This window comes from Actinomadura chokoriensis, assembly GCF_039529475.1.
GTDB classification, from domain to species: domain Bacteria; phylum Actinomycetota; class Actinomycetes; order Streptosporangiales; family Streptosporangiaceae; genus Spirillospora; species Spirillospora bangladeshensis.
Genome location: NZ_BAAAMW010000012.1, coordinates 234,218 through 254,593, shown reverse-complemented (window position 1 = coordinate 254,593; position 20,376 = coordinate 234,218). Strand labels below are relative to the sequence as shown.

Genomic DNA, 20,376 nt, shown 5'->3' with positions numbered 1-20,376 from the left:
CGCGGCGGCGGTCGCGGCGGCGATGGCGGCCGCGGCGGCGAGCGCGGAGGTGCCCGCGGCGGCGAGGCCCGCGGCGGCGCCGAGCAGAAGCAGGTTTCCGAGCAGCCGGCCCCGGAGGCCGAGGCTGCTCCGCAGGGTGAGGGGAGCTGAGTAACCGATGCTGATCCCTCGCAAGGTCAAGCACCGCAAGCAGCACCACCCGACGCGCCGTGGCATGGCCAAGGGCGGCACGAGGGTGACGTTCGGCGAGTACGGCATCCAGGCCGTCGAGGCCGCGTACGTGACGAACCGGCAGATCGAGGCCGCGCGTATCGCGATGACCCGCCACATCAAGCGCGGCGGCAAGGTCTGGATCAACATCTTCCCGGACCGCCCGCTGACCAAGAAGCCCGCCGAGACCCGCATGGGCTCCGGTAAGGGCTCCGTCGAGTGGTGGGTGGCCAACGTGAAGCCGGGCCGCGTGCTCTTCGAGATCTCCTACCCGGACGAGCGCATCGCCCGGGAGGCCCTCACGCGCGCGATCCACAAGCTGCCGATGAAGTGCAAGATCGTCAAGCGAGAGGTGGGTGAGTCCTGATGGCCAAGGGTCTTACCGCCGACGACCTGCGGACCGAGCCCGAGGACGTCCTGGTCACCAAGCTCAAGGAGGCCAAGGAGGAGCTGTTCAACCTCCGCTTCCAGGCCGCCACCGGCCAGCTTGAGAGCCACGGGCGGCTGCGCACCGTCAAGCGCGAGATCGCCCGCATCTACACGGTGATGCGGGAGCGCGAGCTCGGCATCGTCACGGTCGCCGAGGACGCCGCGGAGGGCAACGAATGACCGAGCAGCAGACGGAGAAGCGGACCAGCCGCAAGGTGCTGGAAGGCCTCGTGGTCAGCGACAAGATGGACAAGACCGTGGTCGTGTCCGTCGAGGACCGCGTGACCCACCGCCGGTACCACAAGGTGATCCGCCGCACCAAGAACTACAAGGCGCACGACGAGGGCAACGAGTGCGGCGTGGGCGACCGCGTCCGGCTCATGGAGACCCGACCGCTGTCGGCCACCAAGCGGTGGCGCGTGGTGGAGATCCTCGAGAAGGCCAAGTAGGCCCGCGGGGCGCGAGCCCCGCAATGTACATGACTGGTTCCACCAGGCTGGCCGGACGAGGTCCGGTGCAGAACCGGTGTGACGAACAGGAGTTGACGTGATCCAGCAGGAGTCGCGACTCAAGGTCGCCGACAACACGGGTGCGAAGGAGATCCTTTGCATCCGGGTTCTCGGCGGCTCGGGTCGGCGCTACGCGGGAGTCGGCGACATCATCGTCGCGACGGTGAAGGACGCCCTTCCCGGCGCGGGCGTGAAGAAGGGTGACGTCGTCAAGGCGGTCGTCGTGCGCACCCGCAAGGAGCGCCGGCGCCCGGACGGCTCCTACATCCGCTTCGACGAGAACGCCGCCGTCCTGATCCGGGACGGCGGCGACCCCCGCGGCACCCGTATCTTCGGCCCGGTGGGCCGCGAACTGCGCGAGAAGAAGTTCATGCGCATCATCTCGCTCGCGCCGGAGGTGCTCTGATGAAGATCCGCAAGGGGGACGAGGTCATCGTCCTCGCCGGCAAGGACAAGGGCGCGACGGGCAAGGTCCTGCGCGTCGACCCGCGCGCCGAGCGCGTCGTCGTCGAGGGCGTCAACCTCATCACCAAGAACATCAAGGCCGACCAGCAGCGTGCCGGCAAGGACAGCGGCCGCGTCACGGTCGAGGCGCCGCTGCACGTCAGCAACGTCGCGATCGTCGAGGACGGCAAGCCGGTCCGGGTCGGTTACCGCACCAACGACGACGGCACGAAGGTTCGGATCTCGCGCCGTAGCGGTAAGGAGATCTGAGACCGATGACCGAGACCGTCACCGAGCGCCCCGTCCCGACGCCGCGCCTCAAGGTCCGCTACCGCGAGGAGATCGCGGGCCAGATGCGCGAGCAGTTCGGCTACGCCAACGTCATGCAGATCCCCACGCTGACCAAGATCGTGGTCAACATGGGCGTCGGCGACGCGGCCAAGGACGCCAAGCTGATCGAGGGCGCCGTCCGCGACCTGTCGGTGATCACCGGCCAGAAGCCGGCGGTCAACCGGGCCCGCAAGTCCATCGCGCAGTTCAAGCTGCGCGAGGGCATGCCGATCGGCGCGCACGCCACGCTGCGCGGCGACCGCATGTGGGAGTTCCTGGACCGGCTGCTCGCCACCGCGCTGCCCCGCATCCGCGACTTCCGCGGCCTGTCGCCGAAGCAGTTCGACGGCAACGGCAACTACACCTTCGGGCTGACCGAGCAGGTCATGTTCCACGAGGTCGACCCGGACAAGGTCGACCGGACGCGGGGCATGGACATCACGGTCGTGACGACCGCGAAGACCGACGACGAGGGCCGGGCGCTGCTCAAGCTCCTGGGCTTCCCCTTCAAGGAGAGCTGAGCACGATATGGCGAAGAAGTCGCTGATCGCCAAGGCGGCGCGGAAGCCGAAGTTCGGCGTGCGCGCGTACACTCGGTGCTCGCGCTGCGGGCGCCCGCGTTCCGTCTACCGGAAGTTCGGCCTGTGCCGCGTGTGCTTCCGCGAGATGGCGCACCGCGGCGAGCTGCCCGGCATCACCAAGTCCAGCTGGTGACCGCCTCCCCCGGGGCGTGCCCCGGGGGGCGGGACACCGGCCTGTAATAACCAGCCGGGCGCCCGAGAGGGCGCCCACGACCGCGCCAAAGGTCCACGGGACGCATCACCCCGAGGAAACCGTGGCGAGGGAGGGCCAGTAGGCCATGACGATGACCGACCCGATCGCAGACATGCTGACGCGTCTGCGGAACGCGAATTCGGCGTACCACGACTCGGTGGCGATGCCGTACTCGAAGATCAAGGCGCACATCGCCGAGATCCTCCAGCAGGAGGGCTACATCTCGGGCTGGAGCGTGCAGGACGCCAAGGTCGGCAAGGAGCTCGTGATCGAGCTGAAGTTCGGCCCGACCCGCGAGCGTTCGATCGCCGGCATCAAGCGCGTCTCGAAGCCGGGTCTGCGCGTGTACGCGAAGAAGGACAACCTGCCGAGGGTCCTGGGCGGACTGGGCGTCGCGATCATCTCGACGTCCTCCGGCCTGATGACCGACCGTCAGGCGGGCAAGCGCGGCGTGGGCGGGGAAGTCCTCGCCTACGTCTGGTGAGGGGAGGTACAGAACAATGTCTCGTATCGGACGTCTTCCCATCACCGTGCCCAGCGGCGTCGAGGTGAGCCTCGACGGCCGGGAGGTCACCGTCAAGGGGCCGAAGGGCACGCTGTCGCACACCGTCGCCGAGCCCATCGAGGTCAGCCAGGAGGACGGCAAGATCGTCGTCTCCCGGCCGAACGACATGAACAAGGTGCGCGGGCTGCACGGGCTCACCCGGACGCTGATCAACAACATGGTCGTCGGTGTCACCGACGGCTACAAGAAGACCCTGGTCATCCAGGGCGTCGGCTACCGGGTGGTGGCCAAGGGGCAGAACGTCGAGTTCTCGCTCGGCTACAGCCACCCGATCCCGTTCGAGGCGCCGGAGGGCATCAAGCTCACGGTCGAACGGCCGACGCAGCTGACGGTCGAGGGCATCGATAAGCAGCTCGTCGGCGAGATCGCCGCCCGCATCCGCAAGCTGCGCAAGCCCGACCCCTACAAGGGCAAGGGTGTGCGCTACGAGGGCGAGCAGATCCGGCGCAAGGTCGGAAAGGCTGGTAAGTAGTCATGGCAGGCACCAAGACCCTGGCCGCGAAGGCCACGTCGGCGCGGGCCAAGTCCCGCAAGCGCCGGCACCTGCGGGTCCGCAAGAAGGTCGTGGGCAGCGCCGCGCGGCCTCGCCTGGTCGTGACCCGCTCCAGCAGGCACGTGTTCGTCCAGGTCATCGACGACGACAAGGGCCACACGCTGGCCAGCGCGTCGACGATGGAGGCGGACCTGCGCGCCGACTCCGGCGACAAGACGGCCAAGTCCCGCAAGGTCGGCGAGCTCGTGGCCCGGCGGGCCAAGGAGGCCGGCGTCCACGCGGTGGTGTTCGACCGCGGCGGCAACAAGTACCACGGCCGCATCGCCGCTGTCGCGGACGGTGCGCGCGAAGGGGGCCTCGAGCTGTGACGGCCCTGAACCAGAACGAGAGGAACCACTGATGGCAGCGCAGAGGCGTGGCGGCGGTCAGGGTGGCGACCGTCGCGACCGCCGCGACGACCGCCGCGGTGGCGCCGACAAGGGCCAGTCGTACATCGAGAAGGTCGTGGCGATCAACCGTGTCGCCAAGGTCGTCAAGGGCGGGCGTCGCTTCAGCTTCACCGCCCTGGTGATCGTCGGTGACGGCAACGGCACCGTCGGCGTCGGCTACGGCAAGGCCAAGGAGGTGCCCGCGGCGATCGCCAAGGGCGTCGAAGAGGCCAAGAAGCACTTCTTCAAGGTGCCGCGGATCCAGGGCACCATCCCGCACCTGGTGCAGGCGCGGGACGCGGCGGGCGAGGTCCTGCTGCGTCCGGCCAGCCCCGGTACCGGCGTCATCGCCGGTGGCCCGGTGCGCGCCGTCCTGGAGGCCGCCGGCATCCACGACGTGCTGAGCAAGTCGCTGGGCAGCGACAACGCCATCAACATCGTGCACGCCACGATCGCGGGGCTGAAGTCGCTGAAGCGTCCGGAGGAGATCGCGGCCAAGCGCGGCCTGCCGATCGAGGACGTCGCCCCCGCGGCCATGCTGCGCGCCCGCGCGGCGGGCTCCGAGCCCAGGGCGGAGGCGGCGTCGTCGTGAGCAACCTGAAGATCACGCAGACCAAGTCCGTGATCAGCGAGAAGCAGAACCAGCGTGACACGCTGCGCACCCTCGGCCTGAAGAAGATCGGGCAGAGCGTGGTCCGCGAGGACCGCCCCGAGGTGCTCGGCATGATCCGGACGGTGGCGCACCTGGTCACCGTCGAGGAGGTCGACTGACATGGCGGCTGATCTCGGTAAGGACACCTCCGAGGGAACCCCGCTCAAGGTCCACGACCTGCGTCCGGCCCCCGGCGCCAACAAGGCCAAGACCCGCAAGGGCCGCGGCGAGGCGTCCAAGGGCAAGACCGCGGGCCGCGGCACCAAGGGCACGAAGGCCCGCAGCACCGTTCCCGTCGGGTTCGAGGGCGGCCAGATGCCGCTCATCCGCCGGGTGCCGAAGCTGAAGGGCTTCAAGAACCCCAACCGGGTCGAGTTCCAGGTCGTGAACCTGGACAAGCTCGCCGCGCTCTACCCCGAGGGCGGCGAGGTGACCGCGGACGACCTGGCGGCCAAGGGCGCGGTGCGCCGCGGCCGTCCGGTCAAGGTCCTCGGCACCGGCGACATCTCGGTCGCGGTCCAGGTGAAGGCGCACGCCTTCTCCGGTGCCGCGAAGGAGAAGATCGCCGCGGCCGGCGGAACCACCGACGAGCTGTAAGAAAGCGCACTTCGATGCCGGGGCCGTGCTCGCCTACCGCCCGGGGCCGTGAGGCCGCCGGGAAAGGCGGGGCGGCCCCGGTGTCATCTGCTGTTAGAGTCACACGGGCGAAGGCGACTCGCGTGAGATTGCGCACTTACGCGTCTCCTCGGGTATCCTCCGCCCGACCTCATGGACCTGTAACCGGCCCCTCGCTGGCCATGATGAACCCGCCAGTCACGCAGGAGGAATGGTGCTGACCGCGTTCGCTCGGGCTTTCCGTACGCCTGACCTGCGTAAAAAACTCTTCTTCACGTTGTTCATGATCCTGGTGTTCCGGATCGGGTCGATCATCCCGACCCCGAACGTGAACGTGAAGGTGCTGAAGGACACCGCGGACGCGGCCAAGGAGAGCAACCAGCTCTACGGCCTCGTCGACCTGTTCAGCGGTGGCGCGCTTCTCAAGCTCTCGATCTTCGCGCTGGGCATCATGCCGTACATCACGGCGAGCATCATCCTGCAGCTGCTGGTGGTGGTGATCCCCCGGCTGGAGGCCCTCAAGAAGGAGGGCCAGGCCGGGACGACGAAGATCACCCAGTACACCCGCTACCTGACGGTCGGGCTGGCGATCCTGCAGGCCACCGGCATTGTGGCGATGGCGAGCACCGGGCAGCTCTTCCAGGGTGTGTCCGGCAGCGGCGACATCCTCTACGAGACCAGCATCTTCCCGATCATCACGATGGTGATCTGCATGGTCGCGGGCACGACCGTCATCATGTGGCTGGGCGAGCTGATGACCGACCGCGGCGTCGGCAACGGCATGTCGGTCCTGATCTTCACCCAGGTGGTGGCGGTCTTCCCCGCCCAGTTCTGGGGCATCTACAAGGCCAAGAACGGCTTCGTCTTCGCGATGGTCATCATCGTCGGCATGGCCATCATGGCGGGCGTCGTGTTCGTCGAGCAGGCGCAGCGCCGGATCCCCGTCCAGTACGCCAAGCGGATGGTCGGACGGCGCATGTACGGCGGGACGTCGACCTACATCCCGCTGAAGGTGAACCAGGCCGGCATCATCCCGATCATCTTCGCGTCGTCGCTGGTCTACCTGCCGATCCTGGCCACGCAGCTGTGGCCCAACACCAAGTGGCTGCAGAAGCTCCAGCCGTACCTGCAGCAGGACAACGCCTGGCACATGGGGTTCTACTTCGTCCTGATCATCTTCTTCACGTACTTCTACGTGGCGATCACCTTCAACCCCACTGAAGTCGCCGACAACATGAAGAAGTATGGTGGATTCATCCCAGGTATCCGTCCTGGTCGGCCGACCGCCGAATACCTCGACTTCGTGCTGACCCGGATCACCACACCCGGTGCGCTGTACCTGGGGCTCGTGTCCCTGATCCCGATGGTGGCGTTCGCACTCCTGAACGCGGCCGGGGAGTTCCCCTTCGGCGGCGCGAGCATCCTCATCGTCGTCGGCGTCGGACTGGATACCGTGAAGCAGATCGAGAGTCAGCTGCAGCAGCGCAACTACGAGGGCTTCCTCCGGTAGTGCGTATCGTGCTGGTGGGCCCCCCGGGAGCGGGCAAGGGGACGCAGGCCCAGTTCATCGCATCTCATCTGTCGGTCCCGAAAATCTCGACAGGTGACATCTTCCGTGCCAACGTGAGCGGCGGGACCGAACTCGGCCTGCAGGCGAAGCAGTACATGGATCGCGGCGACCTCGTCCCGGACGAGGTCACGATCGCGATGGTGCGCGACCGGCTGGGCGAGGACGACGCCCGCGACGGGTTCCTGCTGGACGGGTTCCCGCGCAACGTCCCGCAGGCGGAGACGCTGAAGAAGATCCTCGCCGAGTGGGACGCGCGCCTCGACATCGTCCTGGAGCTCGTCGTCGACGAGGACGAGGTCGTCCGGCGGCTGTCGGGCCGGCGCACCTGCGACCAGTGCGGCCGGATCTGGCACGTCGACTTCGACGACAAGCAGGACGACATCTGCGACGACTGCGGCGGCCGCCTGTTCCAGCGCGACGACGACAAGGAAGAGGTCGTCATGCACCGCCTGGAGGTGTACCGGCACGACACGGCCCCGCTGGTGCAGTTCTACGCCGACGAGAACATCCTCGTCGGCATCGACGCCACGGGTCCGGTCGAAGAGGTCACCAAGCGCGCTCTGGACGCGCTGCGCCCGCTGGAGAAGTGACGGCGCGGGCGCGGGCCCCCCGTATTGCCGGGGTCCCGCGCCCGCCCGGCGGCGGCTGACCCGGTGCAGGGGGAAATGATGTTCAAACGGCGTAGGCCCACCATCCAGATGAAGACCGCCGAGCAGATCGAGCTGATGCGGGCGGCGGGGCTGCTCGTCGGCCGGACGCTGGAGCTGCTGCGCGACGCGGTGAAGCCGGGGATCACCACCCTGGACCTCGACACGCTCGCCGAGCGGCACATCCGCGACAACGGCGGCATCCCGTCCTTCAAGGGCTACCACGGCTTCACCGGGACGATCTGCGCGTCGATCAACGAGGAGATCGTCCACGGCATCCCGCGCGGCGACAAGGTCCTGCGGGACGGCGACGTCATCTCCATCGACTGCGGCGCGATCGTGGAGGGCTGGCACGGCGACGCCGCCGTCACCGTCCCGGTCGGGGAGATCACCGACGAGCTGCGCACGCTGCTGGACGTCACCGAGACGTCCCTGTGGCGCGGTCTCGCGGCCGGAACCGCCGGGGCGCACCTGACGGACATGTCGCACGCGATCGAGGCTTACATCCGCTCTCAGGGCCGCTACGGCATCGTCGAGGGCTACGGCGGGCACGGCATCGGGACCGAGATGCACATGGACCCGCTGATCCCCAACCACGGCGCGGCCGGGCACGGCCCCGTCCTGGAGCCCGGGATGTGCTTCGCGGTGGAGCCGATGGTGAACCTCGGCACCAAGGAGACCCTCGAACTGGACGACGGCTGGACGGTCGTGACGGCCGACGGGCGGTACTCGGCGCACTTCGAGCACACGTTCGCGGTCACCGCGGACGGCCCCCGCGTCCTGACCGCCGTGGACGAGGGGCGCGAATGGTTCCAGAAGCTCGGTCCGGCCACGCAGAATGGAATGGACAGCCCGTCCTGAGAAGCCGGAGGAACGATGGCGCCGAACCCTGACATCCGGGCCTCGGACGCCGACCGCGACCGGGTGGCCGCGAGCCTGCGCGAGCACTGCGCGCTCGGCCGGATCACGATGGACGAGCTGCAGGAGCGGCTCGACTCGGTGTACGGGTCCAAGACCCTCGGCGACCTCCAGGAGATCACCGCCGACCTGCCGGAGGAGGACCTCTACCAGCTGCCCGTCCCGGCCTCGCAGCCGAAGAGCACCGCGTCCGCGGCGAAGTCCCCCTCCCGGGACCTCGACGTCCGCGGCACGAAGGCGATGTGGGGCGCGTGGGCGACGGTCAGCGCGATCAACTTCACCGTCTGGCTGATCGTCCTGGTGACGACCGGCGCGGTGTACCCGTGGTGGATCTGGGTGGCGGGGCCGTGGGGCGCGATCCTGCTGATGCGGACGATCTTCGGCGACCGGCACGGCGAGGACTGAGCCCGCCGCGTCCCGCTCGACGGCCTGCTCCAGAGCCTGCTCGACGGCCTACTCCACGTCCATGAGCGGCCGGTAGTTGCCGGTCGGGGCGAAGTGCGTGGTGGCGGTGCCGTCCGCGCCGATGAGGTGCAGGGCGAACCCGGCCGGCTCCCCGGTGACGGCGGCGCGGCCCTGCTTGGTGAGGTCGAGGAACAGCTGCCGGTAGGTGCTCGGGCAGGTGGTGCTGACCCGCCCGGCGAGCGACCCGACCGACGCGCGGTGGACGTGCCCGGAGATGATCCGCACGACCTGCGGGTGCCGGGAGACCACGGACGCGAACCCGGCCGGGTCGACGAACCGCAGGTCGTCGATGAACCGCATCCCGATCGGGTACGGCGGATGGTGCGTGGCGATGACGGTCGGCGTGTCGGGCGCGGCCCGCAGCATCTCCTCCAGCCAGCCGAGCCGCTCCTCGCTCATGTGCCCGTGCGGATGGCCGTCCACCGTGGTGTCGCAGCAGATCAGCCGCACCCCCGCGATGTCGACGGCGTACTGGACGGGCGCCCGCGGCGCCGTCCCGGTGGCCGCGACCGCCGGGTGGTCGTCGAACGCCTTGCGCATCTCGTCGCGGTCGTCGTGGTTGCCGCACATGGGGTAGACGGCCATCGGCAGCGGGGACAGCAGCGCGTGCAGCCGCGCGTACTCGGCGGGCAGCCCGGCGTCGGCGAGGTCGCCGGTGAGGACGACCGCGTCGGGCCGCGCGGGCAGCGCGAGGAGGCTCGACACGGCGGACCGCAACGCGCGCACCGGCCCGGAGCCGTCGTCCACCTCGCCGTCCCGCCCGGCCGCCAGATGGATGTCGCTCAGCTGCGCGATGATCGCCATCGATTCTCCCCTTGCCCCAAGCACATCACGGCCCCCTGCCGGCCACCCCGGCCGCGTCCCCCCGACGATCTTCGCGTCCGCCCGCCCGGCTGTCGACTCCACTGCGTGGATAACGACATACGGGCCTCTTCCGTGCCTCGCCCCCGCCCGCTACCTTGCTCGGCGGCGGACCACGGCGGAGGGAAGCGCATGGAGATGCGGCAGCGCGCGTACGGGGCCGTCCGGGGCTGCGCCGGCGGCCGGCACGTGATCCGTACCCCCCGACTGGTGTTCCGCACCGCGACCCGGTCGGACCTGCGCCGCATCGCCGCCACCGGCGCCGAGCTGATCACCGCGGGCCTCGCGCTCGCGCACCGGCACCTGCACTTCGGCGAGGTGCGCGCGGGGGCCGAGCCGGAGAACCTGGCGAGCGTCCACTCGCTGTGGCGCGCGGGCCTCGACCCCACGCTCGGCCCGGACAGGCACCGCCTCTCGGACGGCCGCGTCATCGCGTCCGTCTGGTTCGCGAACGTGGAACCGAACCCGTCCCGGTGCCCGTCCGGCTGGTGAACGCCTCAGCGCCGCTCAGGCCACATGCGGGATGACCAGGGACAGGGCCGAGGTGACCTCTTCGGGTGCCGGGGCCACGTCGGGGACGACGTCGCGGAGGGCGAGCCAGCCGTTGATCGCCTGGACGGTCGGCTTGGCCTCGACGAGCTGCGGGTCGTCCAGCCCGTAGAAGGCGGCCACCTTGGACCAGCGCCACAGCCGGTGGCTGGCGGTGGACATCTCCGAGGGCGGGAAGCCGGTCGCGCCGCGCGCGCCGGTGATCGCGTGCCGGACGGAGTCGAGCGAGCGGCCGACCCGCTCGGCGATGTCGCGGATGGTCAGCAGCGGGTCGGCCTCGACCTGCAGGACGTGCAGGCCGGGCGCGCTCTCCTCGACGTGCCCGACCACGTCCATGATCGCGGCGGCGAGGGTGGGGCCCGTCCACGAGCACGAGGCGTTGCCCAGCCGGTCGGCCGAGCGGAGCTCGTCGTTCGAATGGTGGTGGGCGGGGGCTGGAGGACGGTCGGCGTGCTGCGGCTCGCTGATGATCGATACCGTGACCGCGCCGTGGGTGCGGTCGAACAGCGGGTCGAGCTCGTCCTCGTAGAGGGGACGGCTGAGGATCAGCGCGAAGTCATAGCTCGGCATGCTGACCCTCCTCTGACGTCTCTACTCCTGGAAAGGTACAACGCGCAGGCGATGTATGCTTGTATCGGGAGCAGTCTCCGGACCCGTGGCGTGCGCCGATTTCGCATTGCGCGTCCGGTTGACGTAGACTCCTATGTCGGTCCGTCGCCGACCGCCTGATTCCCCGTTTCCGACGCTGCCGCGTCGTGGTGGGTTGCGGTCGATTCTCCTCTGGAGAGCCGGGCCGCGTCCAATGAGCCGATCAGTGAAGCGCGGAGGACATGCCCAAGAAAGAAGGGGCCATCGAGATCGAGGGCACCGTCATCGAGTCCCTCCCGAACGCCATGTTCCGGGTGGAGCTCGAGAACGGGCACAAGGTGCTCGCCCACATCAGCGGCAAGATGCGGATGCACTACATCCGGATCCTGCCGGACGACCGCGTCGTTGTGGAGCTGAGCCCCTACGACCTCACGCGCGGTCGGATCGTCTACCGCTACAAGTAATCCCACTGGGGTTGCCTTCCCCGTGCGTGGCGGCGCGGGGGTGACCCTTATCTCTAGGAGACCCAGTGAAGGTCAAGCCGAGCGTCAAGAAGATCTGCAACAAGTGCCGCGTCATCCGCCGGCACGGCCGGGTCATGGTCATCTGCTCCGACCCGCGCCACAAGCAGCGTCAGGGCTGACGCTCACCAACCAGACAAGCGCATCGCAGCCTCCGCACGCGTCGCCGTACGAGTCCCTTGACGGGTTCGTACGGCAGCGTCGTGTGGAGGACCACCCTCGGTTCGTCGGAGGCCGGGGCCGCCACCCGGGCAGGGTGTGTGCGGACGCGGTGCGTCCATACCTCCGCACTATGAAGGGAACTGCCCACATGGCACGCCTCCTCGGCGTCGACCTCCCGCGCGAAAAGCGCTTGGAGGTCGCTCTCACCTACATCTTCGGCATCGGCCGGACGCGGGCGCTGGAGACCCTGGCGGGTACCGGCGTCAGCGGCGATATGCGGGTGCACCAGCTCGGCGACGACGAGCTGATCAAGCTCCGCGACTGGATCGAGGCGAACTACAAGATCGAGGGTGACCTTCGCCGCGAGGTCCAGGCGGACATCCGCCGCAAGATCGAGATCGGGTGCTACCAGGGCATCCGGCACCGCCGCGGGCTTCCGGTCCACGGTCAGCGCACGCAGACCAACGCGCGCACCCGCAAGGGCAAGAAGAAGACCGTGGCCGGCAAGAAGAAGGCCGGCAAGAAGTAGTCCGGAGTCGGTCCTCCGGATCGATGACCTCAAGAGTAGAGAGAGCACATGCCTCCTAAGAGCCGTGTCGGCGCCAAGAAGGTGCGCCGCAAGGAAAAGAAGAACGTCGCTCACGGGCACGCCCACATCAAGAGCACGTTCAACAACACGATCGTCTCGATCACCGACCCCAACGGGAACGTGATCTCCTGGGCCTCCTCGGGCCACGTCGGTTTCAAGGGCTCGCGCAAGTCCACCCCGTTCGCCGCGCAGCAGGCCGCCGAGGCCGCCGCCCGGCGCGCGATGGAGCACGGCATGCGCAAGGTCGACGTCTTCGTGAAGGGCCCGGGCTCGGGCCGCGAGACCGCCATCCGGTCGCTGCAGGCGACCGGCCTCGAGGTGGGCTCGATCCAGGACGTCACGCCCGTTCCGCACAACGGCTGCCGCCCGCCCAAGCGTCGCCGGGTCTGAGGCAGGGGAGATCTAGAACAATGGCTCGTTACACCGGTGCGGACTGCAAGCTCTGCCGCCGCGAGAAGATGAAGCTGTTCCTCAAGGGCAGCAAGTGCATGGGCCCGAAGTGCCCGATCGAGATCCGTCCCTACCCGCCGGGTGAGCACGGTCGCGGTCGGCCGAAGGAGACCGAGTACCTGCTGCAGCTCCGCGAGAAGCAGAAGGCGCGTCGCATCTACGGCGTGCTGGAGCGGCAGTTCCACAACTACTACGTCGAGGCCAACCGCCAGCAGGGCAAGACGGGCGACAACCTGCTCGCCCTCCTGGAGCGCCGGCTCGACAACGTCGTCTACCGGGGCGGCTTCGCCAAGTCCCGCGACATGGCGCGCCAGCTCATCCGGCACGGCCACATCCGCGTCAACGGGAAGAAGGTCAACATCCCGTCGGCGCTGGTGGACGAGGCCGACATCATCGACGTCAAGCCCAAGTCGCTGGAGTCGACGCCGTTCCAGGTCGCCAAGGCCGAGATCGGCGAGCGCCCGGTTCCCGCGTGGCTCGGGGTCGACGGCGAGAAGATGCGCATCCTCGTGCACTCGCTGCCCGTCCGGCAGCAGATCGAAGCTCCCGTCCAGGAGCAGCTGATCGTCGAGCTCTACTCCAAGTAGCGGCTCACGCCGTCCCGCCGGGGTCTCCACGTGGGATCCCGGCGGGACGGGGAACACTCCGGAACGCGGTCGTCAAATAGCGGGCACCGCGGAAAGAAGGCACCACCATGCTCATCGCTCAGCGTCCCACTCTCACCGAAGAGCAGGTCGACGAGTACCGGTCGCGGTTCACCATCGAGCCGCTGGAGCCGGGCTTCGGCTACACGATCGGCAACTCGCTGCGTCGTACCCTGCTCTCCTCGATCCCCGGTGCGGCCGTCACCAGCATCCGCATCGAGGGCGTCCTGCACGAGTTCTCCACCGTGCCCGGGGTCAAGGAGGATGTCACCGACATCATCCTGAACCTCAAGGAGCTCGTCGTCTCGTCCGAGCACGACGAGCCCGTGGTCATGTACCTGCGCAAGCAGGGCCCGGGCGAGGTGACCGCGGCCGACATCGCGCCGCCGGCTGGCGTCGAGGTCCACAACCCGGACCTCCACATCGCCACGCTGAACAACAAGGCCAAGCTGGAGATGGAGCTCACGGTCGAGCGCGGCCGCGGCTACGTCTCCGCCGCGCAGAACAAGCAGCCGGGCCAGGAGATCGGCCGGATCCCGATCGACTCCATCTACTCGCCCGTGCTGAAGGTCACCTACAAGGTCGAGGCGACCCGAGTCGAGCAGCGCACCGACTTCGACCGCCTCATCCTGGACGTGGAGACCAAGCAGGCGATGCTGCCGCGCGACGCGGTCGCGTCCGCCGGCAAGACCCTCGTCGAGCTGTTCGGGCTGGCCCGGGAGCTCAACGTCGAGGCCGAGGGCATCGACATGGGCCCGTCCCCGACGGACGCCGCGCTCGCCGCGGACCTGGCCCTGCCGATCGAGGAGCTGAACCTCACGGTCCGCTCCTACAACTGCCTGAAGCGCGAGGGCATCCACTCGGTGGGCGAGCTCGTCGCCCGCTCCGAGCAGGACCTGCTCGACATCCGCAACTTCGGCGCCAAGTCCATAGAAGAGGTCAAGCAGAAGCTCAACGACATGGGCCTCTCGCTGAAGGACTCCCCGCCCGGGTTCGACCCGAGCGCGGCGGCGGACTCCTACAGCGACGACGACACGAGCTACGCCGAGACCGAGCAGTACTAGAAACCCGATTCCGGACGGCCGGGGGCACGGTTCCCCGGCCGGACCGGAACCAGCTGACACCGGTACCTGGTACGGCCGGTGCAGGAAGGAACCACGATGCCCCAGCCCACCAAGGGCGCCCGCCTCGGCGGCGGCGCAGCGCACCAGAAGCTGATCCTGGCGAACCTGGCGACGGCGCTGTTCGAGCACGGCCGCATCACCACGACCGAGGCCAAGGCCCGGCGGGTGCGTCCGCTCGCGGAGAAGCTGATCACGAAGGCGAAGAAGGGCGACCTGCACAACCGCCGCCTCGTGGCCCGCACGATCCGCGACAAGAGCGTCGTGCACGCGCTCTTCACCGAGATCGCGCCGAGCTTCGAGACCCGTCCGGGCGGCTACACCCGCATCACCAAGATCGGCCCCCGCAAGGGGGACAACGCCCCCATGGCGATCATCGAACTGGTGACGGAGCCGATGGCGGCCGCCACCGGCGGCAAGGCGCCGAAGGTGAGCGAGGCCGAGCTGCCCGCCGAGGGCGACGTCACCCTCAGCAAGGCCGCCGCCGACGTCGACGAGCCCGAGGCCTCCAAGGCCGAGGACACGAAGGCCGACGGCGCCGAGGCCGAGGCGGACGCCAAGGACGAGGGCGGCAAGGAGTAGTTCGCCGCGCGAACTGGGCAAGCGTTTGCTCGACATTCGTCAGGGCCCACCGCCTGGAGCAGGCGGTGGGCCTTGATCTTTGCCAGACTGGACCGCATGGTCAGGTCAGGAGGGCGACGATTCACCGGGGAGCGTGTCAGGGGAGTGCCCGATGACCGCGGATCATCGGGTGGATCGGACGACGAACGTTGCAGAAGGACAATTCGGCTGACATGACCGCTCTGGTACGACTCCGGCTCGATATCGGTTACGACGGGTCGGACTTCGCGGGCTGGGCGAGACAGCCGAACCAGCGGACCGTCCAGGGCGTCATCGAGGACGCCCTGGCGCGGATGCTGCGCCTCGACCCCCCGCCCATGCTCACCGTCGCCGGACGCACCGACGCGGGCGTGCACGCGCACGGCCAGGTCGCGCATCTGGTGGTGCCCGTCGCCGCGTACTCGGCGATCAACGGGACGATGCCGCGCCGCCTCGCCGGGCTGCTGCCGCCGGACGTGCGGGTGTGGCGCGTGTCGATCGCGCCCGAGGGGTTCGACGCCCGGTTCTCCGCGCTGTCGCGCCGCTACGTGTACCGGGTGTGCGACAACCCCGTCGGGGTCGAGCCGCTGCGGCGCCATGACGTGCTGTGGCATCCGCGTCCGCTGAACCTGGCCCGCATGAACGAGGCCGCGCGGCTGCTGGTCGGCGAGAACGACTTCGCCGCGTACTGCCGCAGGCGGGAGGGCGCGACGACGATCCGGGAGTTGCTGCGCTACGAGTGGGCCCGCGACGACCGCGACCCGCATCTGGCGCTCGCGACCGTGGAGGCCGACGCGTTCTGCCACTCGATGGTGCGGGCGCTCGTCGGCGCCCTGCTGATGGTGGGGGACGGGCGGCGCGAGGTGGAGTGGCCCGCCGAGGTGCTCGCCGCCCGCGTCCGCGACTCCGGTGTGAACGTCGCGCCCGCGCACGGCCTGTCGCTGGAGGAGATCCGCTACCCCGGCGACGACAGGCTGGCCGAGCGCGCCCAGGAGACCCGTCGCGTCCGGACCCTGAACGCAACAGCCGCCGCCGACCAGCAGGCCGCCTCGTCGCAGCAGGGGACCGCCTAGAGCCAGTCCCAGTCTGGGCGCCGCATGTCTGGACGCCGCATGGCCGCGGAACCCAGTGGGGTCCCGCGGCCATCGCGCGCGTCGGGCGAACCGGGTACGTCCGGTGAACCGTGGACGTCCGGTGAAGCGGGGCGGCTCAGTTGCGGGTGCGGGCCTCGATCGGGCGGAGGTCGTAGTCGAGGAACTGCTGCGCGGCCTGCTTGATCAGCGGGTCGCCCGGCTCGGCCTTCTTGCCGTTCGCCCACTGGACGTACGCGTAGGCCACGTACCGGCCGCGGACGGTCGCCGCCGCGTAGCCGCCGGCGCGGTCGATGTCCGGGGAGTGCTTGCCCGCCATGCCGCGGAACCACTCGTACCGGGCGGGGTCGCCGGCCTTGCTCACCGTCGTCGCGGCCGCCTTCGTCGGCATCACCGCGATCCCGGAGGTGACGGCCAGGCCGCTCTTCCGGTCGATGAACGTCGCGCGGATGATCTTGCGGCACTGCTCGCGTTCCAGGGTGGTGAGCATCGCGCCCCTGGCCGCGTACTTGAGGTCGCGGTTGAGGGACCACCGGTCGCGGAGGTAGGTCCGGCCGCCGAGCTTGATCTCCTTCGCGGGGAACACGTCGCGGAAGGCGAGGTCCTTCGGGTCCGTCTTCTCGTCGGCGATGTTGACGGGGGCGGCCGCGGTGGGGGCCGGGGCCGATGGAGTCGCCGACGGTGCCGCCGCCGAGGCGGAGGGCTCGGCGGCCTTGCGGGCCTCGTTGCCGCCGTCCGAACCCGTCCCGCCGATCGCGAACAGGGCGATGGCCGCCGCGAGGACGACGGCCGCGCCGCCGCCGATCAGCAGCGTGCGGCGCTTGTTCCCGCCGCCGTTCCCGCCGCCCTGGCCCTTCGGCGCCGTTCCGGGCGGCGGCGGGGTGTCGAGGGGGACGCCGCCCTCGGCGTGGTAGAGGGGCGTGATCACCGGGGCCTGGCCGGGGCCGACCGCGGTGGCGTCCGCCGGGCCGGTGTTCGGGAACGGTCCGCTGCCGGTCGGCGGCACGACGCCGCGCGGCAGGATCGCGTCGGGCACCAGCACGGCCGTCTGCGCGGCCGCGTTCTCGGCCTCCTTCGCCTTCTCGAAGGCGGAGAGCGATGCGGGACCGTCCTCCGCGGCCTCGTTCACGACGGAGTTGTCCACGGTGGTCTCGTCCTCTGGATTCTCGGCCTCGGGGGCGGCGCCCTCCGGGCGGACGGCCTGGAAGCCGTCGGGGTCGGTGTCGCCCGCCGACACCGGGGGCTTGACGATGGGCTCGGCGGGAACGGCCCGGCGGGAGTCGACGGCCGGGACCCCCGGGCCGGCGACGAGCGTCCCGGGCGGCGGCGCCGCGACCGGCGCGGTGTCCTCCGGAGCCTCGGGTTCGGCGGCCGGAGCGTCCCGGTCGGCCTCGGGCCGCGCCGCGGCGGGTGCCGGCTCGCCGGCGGGCGGGGCGGTTTCGGCGGGCAGGGGGGTTTCGGGGCGCGGGGCTGTGTCGGCGGGCGGGGATGTGCCGGCGGACTCGGCGGCCCACCAGGGAGCTTCCAGGCCGAACGTGGGCAGCCGGAAGGAGGCGGCCTCGGCGGCCGACTCGGCGGCCGGGTCGGCGGGGGGCGCGGCGGCGGAGTCCGCGGCGGGCTCGGTCGAGGATTCGGCCTCGCCGGCTGTTCCGTCGGCGGCCTCGTCGGCGGTCCCGCCGGCCGGGGGAGGCGCGCCGCCGAAGCTGGGCGGCGCCGGGTCGGCGGGGACGCCTGACGTCCCCGCCGGCTCGGCGGTCTCCCGGGTGTCTCTAGGTCCAGACATAAGCAGTGAGGGTATTCGGAGGGGTCACTTTTGGAGGGGCTTGCCTTCGGTTTCCCTGTAGTGCAGGGCGAGGGCGAGGTTGCTGCCCTTGACCATCTGCGCGCCGAAGACTCGGACGGCCGCATGGTACTTGCTCGCTATCTTCTTGCCGTCCGGGCGTTGCACCCACGTCATGATGACGTAGTGGCCGCGCGCCTGCGAGGTACCGAACGCCTCGCCCTTGCCGTTGCTCTTGGTGACGCCCTTGCCGGGCAGGGCCTGCAGGAATGCGTCCTTGGCGGCGGCGGCCTTCACGGCCGTCTTGGCGGCGGCCTCGGTCTCGAGGTTGAACACGCCGACGGTGCCGATGAGCGAGCCGGTGGAGAGCGCGTAGGTGGCGCGGAGCGCCTGCGTGCAGCCGCCCTTCTTCAGCGCCTTCTCCAGGGCGGTGCCGCCGACGACGGCGGTGCAGCTCCGCTTGCCGTTCGCGGCCGTCCGGACGTACTTGTGGCCGCCCGCCGTGAACTTCCCGTTGCCGAAGACCTCCTTGAGCGTCAGCGGCTTCGGGTCGGTGGTGCGGCTCTGCAGCTTCACCGGCGCGAGGACGGGCTGCGTCGGGCTCGGCGTCGGCTGCGCCTGCTCGGACGCGGCCTGCGTCGGTGCCGGGGCCGGCTTGGAGTCGTCCTTCAGCAGGGACGACAGCCCGACGCCGCCGCCGATGAGCAGGATGCCGGCGACCGCCGACCCGCCGATGATCAGCGGCAGGTTGCGGCGCCGCTCGGGCGGCGTCGGCCCACCGGCCGGCGCGCCCTCGGGGAAGCCGTGGGATTCGGCGCCGTACGCGTCGCCGGCGACGGGCTCGTCGCCCCAGGCCGCAGTGGGCCGCTCGTCCCAGCCGCCGACGTTGCCACCGGTGCTGTCGCCCCATGCGGCGGGACCGTCGTGCCCCGCGTCGCGCGGAGCGAACGGGGACTCGTCCTTGTCACGGCCGTACGGCGGCGCTGCGGCTCCGGGTCCGTACGGCCCGGGCGGCGGCTGCCGTGGGGGCCAGTCGCCGGGTTTGCCTTGATCGCCCGGATAACCCATGCGTTGGACTGTACCGTCCCGCATTCGAGGTCGGGCCCCGGTCACTTCCAGCCGAAGTCCTGCGTCCAGAGCGGGCCGCCGGATCCCGAGGCCATGCCGACGCCGATGGCGCGGAGGCCGCAGTTCAGGATGTTGGCGCGGTGGCCGGGGCTGTTCATCCAGCCCTTCACCACGGCCGCGGCGGTCGGGTAGCCCTTGGCGATGTTCTCCGCGCCGGGGCTCGTGTAGCCGGCGTCCTCCATCCGCTTCCACGGGCTGTCGCCGTTGCGGGACGTGTGGTCGAAGTAGTTGTTGGCCGCCATGTCCGCGGAGTGCCTGCGGGCCGCGACGGCGAGGCGCGAGTCGATGCGCAGCGGCTCGCAGCCCTGCTTGGCGCGCTCGGCGTTGGTGAGCGACACGACGGTGGCCTCGGCACCGGACGAGCCGCCGCTCCCGCCCGTCGTGGTCCCGCCTCCGCCGGTCGGCGGCGGGGCGTCCGGCGCGGACGTCCTCGTGGACTTCGACGGCTGGGCCGACGCGCTCTTGCGCGGATGGATCGGCTTCAGCGGCGGGGTCGGCTCCGCCGTGGACGCGGGCGCGGCGCTGGGCGAACCGGTCGGGGCGTCCGTGGGCGTTCCGGACTCCGCGCCCGCCTCCGCCGGTGCCTCGCTCTGCGGACCCGGCGGGATGACGGCGGACGGGCTGTCCTCGGGCCCTGCCGCGGCGGTCTTCTCCGAGCGCAGCTCGGGCAGCACGAGCCGGTCGATCGCGACGCCGATGCCGATGGCGAGGCCGGACGCGGTGACGACCACGACCAGCCCGGTCGCGCTCTTCATCCGGGACTTCCTGCGTCCCCCGCCCGGGGGGCGGCCGCCGCGCGGGGCGCCGGCGTCCGGGCGGCGTCCGCCGTGCGACGGCCCCGGACGGGACGCGCCGCGCCGCGGGCCGCCGGCGACGAGCTCGTCGCGGTACGGGCCGGCATGGGGGCGGGGCATGGCGCCGCTCCGCCCGTCGGGCCTGGGCTGGCGGCCTCCGGCGGGATCGCCGGGTCTGCGGGGAGTGGACAGCGGGGGCTCCCGGGTACGGGCCGGCGCGAGCCGGCGTGGACTCGGTCGCCCGGCACAATATCCCTATATGCACCCCGAGTTACGAGAATCTCTCAAGAAACCTCACAATAACTACACACCGTCATACGAATGACGCTCACCGTTCTAGAGGTCCGCGACGAGCGCGCCACCGCAAGCCCGCCCGTTGTCTGTCGCTCGTCCGTCGTCGCTCGTCCGTCGCTCGCCCGCCGGTTGTCCGTCGGCCGCCGCGCGCCCGC

31 protein-coding genes are annotated in these 20,376 nt (G+C 70.3%); 26 read left to right on the top strand and 5 right to left on the bottom strand.

Annotation, left to right across the window (positions count from 1 at the left end):
* Nucleotides 1–157: 157 nt before the first annotated feature.
* The 17 genes from rplP (at nucleotide 158) to ABFX46_RS25580 (ending at nucleotide 8,989) form a co-directional block, all read left to right on the top strand.
* A complete protein-coding gene (gene rplP / locus ABFX46_RS25660; RefSeq protein ID WP_346045874.1) occupies nucleotides 158–577 on the top strand; it encodes a 50S ribosomal protein L16 in 420 nt (139 codons plus the stop codon).
* Nucleotides 577–819 (top strand): 50S ribosomal protein L29, encoded by a 243-nt coding sequence (gene rpmC, locus ABFX46_RS25655; RefSeq protein WP_131942728.1) that lies wholly within the window; start codon nucleotides 577–579, stop codon nucleotides 817–819. The genes rplP and rpmC overlap by 1 nt, the downstream gene beginning before the upstream one ends.
* Nucleotides 816–1,088: a 30S ribosomal protein S17 gene (gene rpsQ, locus ABFX46_RS25650; protein ID WP_131942729.1), complete on the top strand. Its 273-nt coding sequence runs from the start codon at nucleotides 816–818 to the stop codon at nucleotides 1,086–1,088. Before rpmC ends, rpsQ begins: the two co-directional genes overlap by 4 nt.
* Before the next feature lie 97 nt (nucleotides 1,089–1,185).
* A complete protein-coding gene (rplN, locus tag ABFX46_RS25645; RefSeq protein WP_067629407.1) occupies nucleotides 1,186–1,554 on the top strand; it encodes a 50S ribosomal protein L14 in 369 nt (122 codons plus the stop codon).
* Complete coding sequence (gene rplX / locus ABFX46_RS25640) at nucleotides 1,554–1,862, top strand: 50S ribosomal protein L24 (protein WP_346045872.1); 309 nt, start codon at nucleotides 1,554–1,556, stop codon at nucleotides 1,860–1,862. The genes rplN and rplX overlap by 1 nt, the downstream gene beginning before the upstream one ends.
* A gap of 5 nt (nucleotides 1,863–1,867) precedes the next feature.
* Complete coding sequence (rplE, locus tag ABFX46_RS25635; RefSeq protein ID WP_346045870.1) at nucleotides 1,868–2,443, top strand: 50S ribosomal protein L5; 576 nt, start codon at nucleotides 1,868–1,870, stop codon at nucleotides 2,441–2,443.
* 7 nt (nucleotides 2,444–2,450) lie between these two features.
* Complete coding sequence (locus tag ABFX46_RS25630; protein WP_018657585.1) at nucleotides 2,451–2,636, top strand: type Z 30S ribosomal protein S14; 186 nt, start codon at nucleotides 2,451–2,453, stop codon at nucleotides 2,634–2,636.
* A 145-nt stretch (nucleotides 2,637–2,781) separates the two neighbouring features.
* Nucleotides 2,782–3,180 (top strand): 30S ribosomal protein S8, encoded by a 399-nt coding sequence (rpsH, locus tag ABFX46_RS25625; protein ID WP_346045868.1) that lies wholly within the window; start codon nucleotides 2,782–2,784, stop codon nucleotides 3,178–3,180.
* 16 nt (nucleotides 3,181–3,196) lie between these two features.
* The gene (gene rplF / locus ABFX46_RS25620; protein WP_163057148.1) at nucleotides 3,197–3,733 is read left to right on the top strand and encodes a 50S ribosomal protein L6; all 537 of its coding nucleotides are present in this window, start codon (nucleotides 3,197–3,199) and stop codon (nucleotides 3,731–3,733) included.
* 2 nt (nucleotides 3,734–3,735) lie between these two features.
* Nucleotides 3,736–4,122: a 50S ribosomal protein L18 gene (gene rplR, locus ABFX46_RS25615; RefSeq protein ID WP_346045866.1), complete on the top strand. Its 387-nt coding sequence runs from the start codon at nucleotides 3,736–3,738 to the stop codon at nucleotides 4,120–4,122.
* A gap of 31 nt (nucleotides 4,123–4,153) precedes the next feature.
* The gene (gene rpsE, locus ABFX46_RS25610; protein WP_386874519.1) at nucleotides 4,154–4,774 is read left to right on the top strand and encodes a 30S ribosomal protein S5; all 621 of its coding nucleotides are present in this window, start codon (nucleotides 4,154–4,156) and stop codon (nucleotides 4,772–4,774) included.
* Nucleotides 4,771–4,953 carry a 50S ribosomal protein L30 gene (gene rpmD, locus ABFX46_RS25605; protein ID WP_021596720.1) on the top strand — a complete coding sequence of 61 codons (183 nt, stop codon included), beginning with the start codon at nucleotides 4,771–4,773 and terminating at the stop codon, nucleotides 4,951–4,953. Before rpsE ends, rpmD begins: the two co-directional genes overlap by 4 nt.
* 1 nt (nucleotide 4,954) lies before the next feature.
* Nucleotides 4,955–5,431, top strand: a complete 477-nt coding sequence (gene rplO / locus ABFX46_RS25600; RefSeq protein WP_346045864.1) for a 50S ribosomal protein L15 — start codon at nucleotides 4,955–4,957, stop codon at nucleotides 5,429–5,431.
* A 229-nt stretch (nucleotides 5,432–5,660) separates the two neighbouring features.
* Nucleotides 5,661–6,959 carry a preprotein translocase subunit SecY gene (gene secY / locus ABFX46_RS25595; protein ID WP_428831307.1) on the top strand — a complete coding sequence of 433 codons (1,299 nt, stop codon included), beginning with the start codon at nucleotides 5,661–5,663 and terminating at the stop codon, nucleotides 6,957–6,959.
* Nucleotides 6,959–7,609, top strand: coding sequence for an adenylate kinase (locus tag ABFX46_RS25590; RefSeq protein WP_131942736.1), 651 nt, complete (start codon nucleotides 6,959–6,961; stop codon nucleotides 7,607–7,609). The genes secY and ABFX46_RS25590 overlap by 1 nt, the downstream gene beginning before the upstream one ends.
* Before the next feature lie 78 nt (nucleotides 7,610–7,687).
* Nucleotides 7,688–8,527 (top strand): type I methionyl aminopeptidase, encoded by an 840-nt coding sequence (gene map / locus ABFX46_RS25585; protein ID WP_346045888.1) that lies wholly within the window; start codon nucleotides 7,688–7,690, stop codon nucleotides 8,525–8,527.
* 15 nt (nucleotides 8,528–8,542) lie between these two features.
* Entirely contained in the window at nucleotides 8,543–8,989 is a 447-nt protein-coding gene (locus ABFX46_RS25580; protein ID WP_346045861.1) for a DUF1707 SHOCT-like domain-containing protein, read from the top strand.
* Between the two features lie 48 nt (nucleotides 8,990–9,037).
* Here ABFX46_RS25580 and ABFX46_RS25575 read toward each other — a convergent pair whose 3' ends face one another.
* Entirely contained in the window at nucleotides 9,038–9,853 is an 816-nt protein-coding gene (locus ABFX46_RS25575; protein ID WP_346045860.1) for a phosphodiesterase, read from the bottom strand.
* 189 nt (nucleotides 9,854–10,042) lie between these two features.
* Between ABFX46_RS25575 and ABFX46_RS25570 the strand changes: the two genes are divergently transcribed.
* Entirely contained in the window at nucleotides 10,043–10,402 is a 360-nt protein-coding gene (locus ABFX46_RS25570) for a hypothetical protein (protein WP_346045858.1), read from the top strand.
* Between the two features lie 15 nt (nucleotides 10,403–10,417).
* On the opposite strand, the gene ABFX46_RS25565 is transcribed toward ABFX46_RS25570, so the two are convergent.
* Nucleotides 10,418–11,029 (bottom strand): hypothetical protein, encoded by a 612-nt coding sequence (locus tag ABFX46_RS25565; RefSeq protein ID WP_346045856.1) that lies wholly within the window; start codon nucleotides 11,027–11,029, stop codon nucleotides 10,418–10,420.
* Between the two features lie 260 nt (nucleotides 11,030–11,289).
* Between ABFX46_RS25565 and infA the strand changes: the two genes are divergently transcribed.
* The 8 genes from infA (at nucleotide 11,290) to truA (ending at nucleotide 16,207) form a co-directional block, all read left to right on the top strand.
* A complete protein-coding gene (infA, locus tag ABFX46_RS25560) occupies nucleotides 11,290–11,511 on the top strand; it encodes a translation initiation factor IF-1 (RefSeq protein WP_067629441.1) in 222 nt (73 codons plus the stop codon).
* A 65-nt stretch (nucleotides 11,512–11,576) separates the two neighbouring features.
* A complete protein-coding gene (rpmJ, locus tag ABFX46_RS25555) occupies nucleotides 11,577–11,690 on the top strand; it encodes a 50S ribosomal protein L36 (protein ID WP_021596712.1) in 114 nt (37 codons plus the stop codon).
* A gap of 188 nt (nucleotides 11,691–11,878) precedes the next feature.
* Complete coding sequence (rpsM, locus tag ABFX46_RS25550) at nucleotides 11,879–12,259, top strand: 30S ribosomal protein S13 (protein WP_067629442.1); 381 nt, start codon at nucleotides 11,879–11,881, stop codon at nucleotides 12,257–12,259.
* Between the two features lie 48 nt (nucleotides 12,260–12,307).
* Nucleotides 12,308–12,709, top strand: a complete 402-nt coding sequence (gene rpsK, locus ABFX46_RS25545) for a 30S ribosomal protein S11 (protein ID WP_021596710.1) — start codon at nucleotides 12,308–12,310, stop codon at nucleotides 12,707–12,709.
* A gap of 20 nt (nucleotides 12,710–12,729) precedes the next feature.
* Entirely contained in the window at nucleotides 12,730–13,356 is a 627-nt protein-coding gene (rpsD, locus tag ABFX46_RS25540) for a 30S ribosomal protein S4 (protein ID WP_346045853.1), read from the top strand.
* Nucleotides 13,357–13,463: 107 nt separating this feature from the next.
* Entirely contained in the window at nucleotides 13,464–14,477 is a 1,014-nt protein-coding gene (locus ABFX46_RS25535) for a DNA-directed RNA polymerase subunit alpha (RefSeq protein ID WP_163057140.1), read from the top strand.
* A 96-nt stretch (nucleotides 14,478–14,573) separates the two neighbouring features.
* Nucleotides 14,574–15,116, top strand: coding sequence for a 50S ribosomal protein L17 (gene rplQ / locus ABFX46_RS25530; protein ID WP_346045851.1), 543 nt, complete (start codon nucleotides 14,574–14,576; stop codon nucleotides 15,114–15,116).
* Between the two features lie 212 nt (nucleotides 15,117–15,328).
* Nucleotides 15,329–16,207 carry a tRNA pseudouridine(38-40) synthase TruA gene (truA, locus tag ABFX46_RS25525; RefSeq protein WP_346045849.1) on the top strand — a complete coding sequence of 293 codons (879 nt, stop codon included), beginning with the start codon at nucleotides 15,329–15,331 and terminating at the stop codon, nucleotides 16,205–16,207.
* A 136-nt stretch (nucleotides 16,208–16,343) separates the two neighbouring features.
* On the opposite strand, the gene ABFX46_RS25520 is transcribed toward truA, so the two are convergent.
* From ABFX46_RS25520 to ABFX46_RS25510, 3 genes are read right to left on the bottom strand one after another with little or no spacing between them, the layout of a single operon-like run.
* Nucleotides 16,344–18,008, bottom strand: coding sequence for a hypothetical protein (locus ABFX46_RS25520; protein WP_346045847.1), 1,665 nt, complete (start codon nucleotides 18,006–18,008; stop codon nucleotides 16,344–16,346).
* Nucleotides 18,009–18,032: 24 nt separating this feature from the next.
* Nucleotides 18,033–19,073: a hypothetical protein gene (locus ABFX46_RS25515; protein WP_346045846.1), complete on the bottom strand. Its 1,041-nt coding sequence runs from the start codon at nucleotides 19,071–19,073 to the stop codon at nucleotides 18,033–18,035.
* A 41-nt stretch (nucleotides 19,074–19,114) separates the two neighbouring features.
* Nucleotides 19,115–20,047: a CAP domain-containing protein gene (locus ABFX46_RS25510; protein WP_346045845.1), complete on the bottom strand. Its 933-nt coding sequence runs from the start codon at nucleotides 20,045–20,047 to the stop codon at nucleotides 19,115–19,117.
* Nucleotides 20,048–20,376 lie beyond the last annotated feature (329 nt).

Coding starts and splice junctions, on each gene's coding strand:
- rpsK (WP_021596710.1), top strand. CDS start 12,308: ATGCCTCCTAAGAGCCGTGTCGGCGCCAAGAAGGTGCGCCGCAAGGAA.
- ABFX46_RS25580 (WP_346045861.1), top strand. CDS start 8,543: ATGGCGCCGAACCCTGACATCCGGGCCTCGGACGCCGACCGCGACCGG.
- rplO (WP_346045864.1), top strand. CDS start 4,955: ATGGCGGCTGATCTCGGTAAGGACACCTCCGAGGGAACCCCGCTCAAG.
- ABFX46_RS25565 (WP_346045856.1), bottom strand. CDS start 11,029: ATGCCGAGCTATGACTTCGCGCTGATCCTCAGCCGTCCCCTCTACGAG.
- rplQ (WP_346045851.1), top strand. CDS start 14,574: ATGCCCCAGCCCACCAAGGGCGCCCGCCTCGGCGGCGGCGCAGCGCAC.
- map (WP_346045888.1), top strand. CDS start 7,688: ATGTTCAAACGGCGTAGGCCCACCATCCAGATGAAGACCGCCGAGCAG.
- rplF (WP_163057148.1), top strand. CDS start 3,197: ATGTCTCGTATCGGACGTCTTCCCATCACCGTGCCCAGCGGCGTCGAG.
- rpmC (WP_131942728.1), top strand. CDS start 577: ATGGCCAAGGGTCTTACCGCCGACGACCTGCGGACCGAGCCCGAGGAC.
- ABFX46_RS25575 (WP_346045860.1), bottom strand. CDS start 9,853: ATGGCGATCATCGCGCAGCTGAGCGACATCCATCTGGCGGCCGGGCGG.
- rpsE (WP_386874519.1), top strand. CDS start 4,154: ATGGCAGCGCAGAGGCGTGGCGGCGGTCAGGGTGGCGACCGTCGCGAC.
- rplE (WP_346045870.1), top strand. CDS start 1,868: ATGACCGAGACCGTCACCGAGCGCCCCGTCCCGACGCCGCGCCTCAAG.
- rplR (WP_346045866.1), top strand. CDS start 3,736: ATGGCAGGCACCAAGACCCTGGCCGCGAAGGCCACGTCGGCGCGGGCC.
- infA (WP_067629441.1), top strand. CDS start 11,290: ATGCCCAAGAAAGAAGGGGCCATCGAGATCGAGGGCACCGTCATCGAG.
- rpsD (WP_346045853.1), top strand. CDS start 12,730: ATGGCTCGTTACACCGGTGCGGACTGCAAGCTCTGCCGCCGCGAGAAG.
- secY (WP_428831307.1), top strand. CDS start 5,661: ATGGTGCTGACCGCGTTCGCTCGGGCTTTCCGTACGCCTGACCTGCGT.
- truA (WP_346045849.1), top strand. CDS start 15,329: ATGACCGCTCTGGTACGACTCCGGCTCGATATCGGTTACGACGGGTCG.
- ABFX46_RS25535 (WP_163057140.1), top strand. CDS start 13,464: ATGCTCATCGCTCAGCGTCCCACTCTCACCGAAGAGCAGGTCGACGAG.
- rplX (WP_346045872.1), top strand. CDS start 1,554: ATGAAGATCCGCAAGGGGGACGAGGTCATCGTCCTCGCCGGCAAGGAC.
- rplP (WP_346045874.1), top strand. CDS start 158: ATGCTGATCCCTCGCAAGGTCAAGCACCGCAAGCAGCACCACCCGACG.
- ABFX46_RS25570 (WP_346045858.1), top strand. CDS start 10,043: ATGGAGATGCGGCAGCGCGCGTACGGGGCCGTCCGGGGCTGCGCCGGC.
- ABFX46_RS25630 (WP_018657585.1), top strand. CDS start 2,451: ATGGCGAAGAAGTCGCTGATCGCCAAGGCGGCGCGGAAGCCGAAGTTC.
- ABFX46_RS25515 (WP_346045846.1), bottom strand. CDS start 19,073: ATGGGTTATCCGGGCGATCAAGGCAAACCCGGCGACTGGCCCCCACGG.
- rpsM (WP_067629442.1), top strand. CDS start 11,879: ATGGCACGCCTCCTCGGCGTCGACCTCCCGCGCGAAAAGCGCTTGGAG.
- rpsH (WP_346045868.1), top strand. CDS start 2,782: ATGACGATGACCGACCCGATCGCAGACATGCTGACGCGTCTGCGGAAC.
- ABFX46_RS25520 (WP_346045847.1), bottom strand. CDS start 18,008: ATGTCTGGACCTAGAGACACCCGGGAGACCGCCGAGCCGGCGGGGACG.
- rpsQ (WP_131942729.1), top strand. CDS start 816: ATGACCGAGCAGCAGACGGAGAAGCGGACCAGCCGCAAGGTGCTGGAA.
- ABFX46_RS25510 (WP_346045845.1), bottom strand. CDS start 20,047: ATGCCCCGCCCCCATGCCGGCCCGTACCGCGACGAGCTCGTCGCCGGC.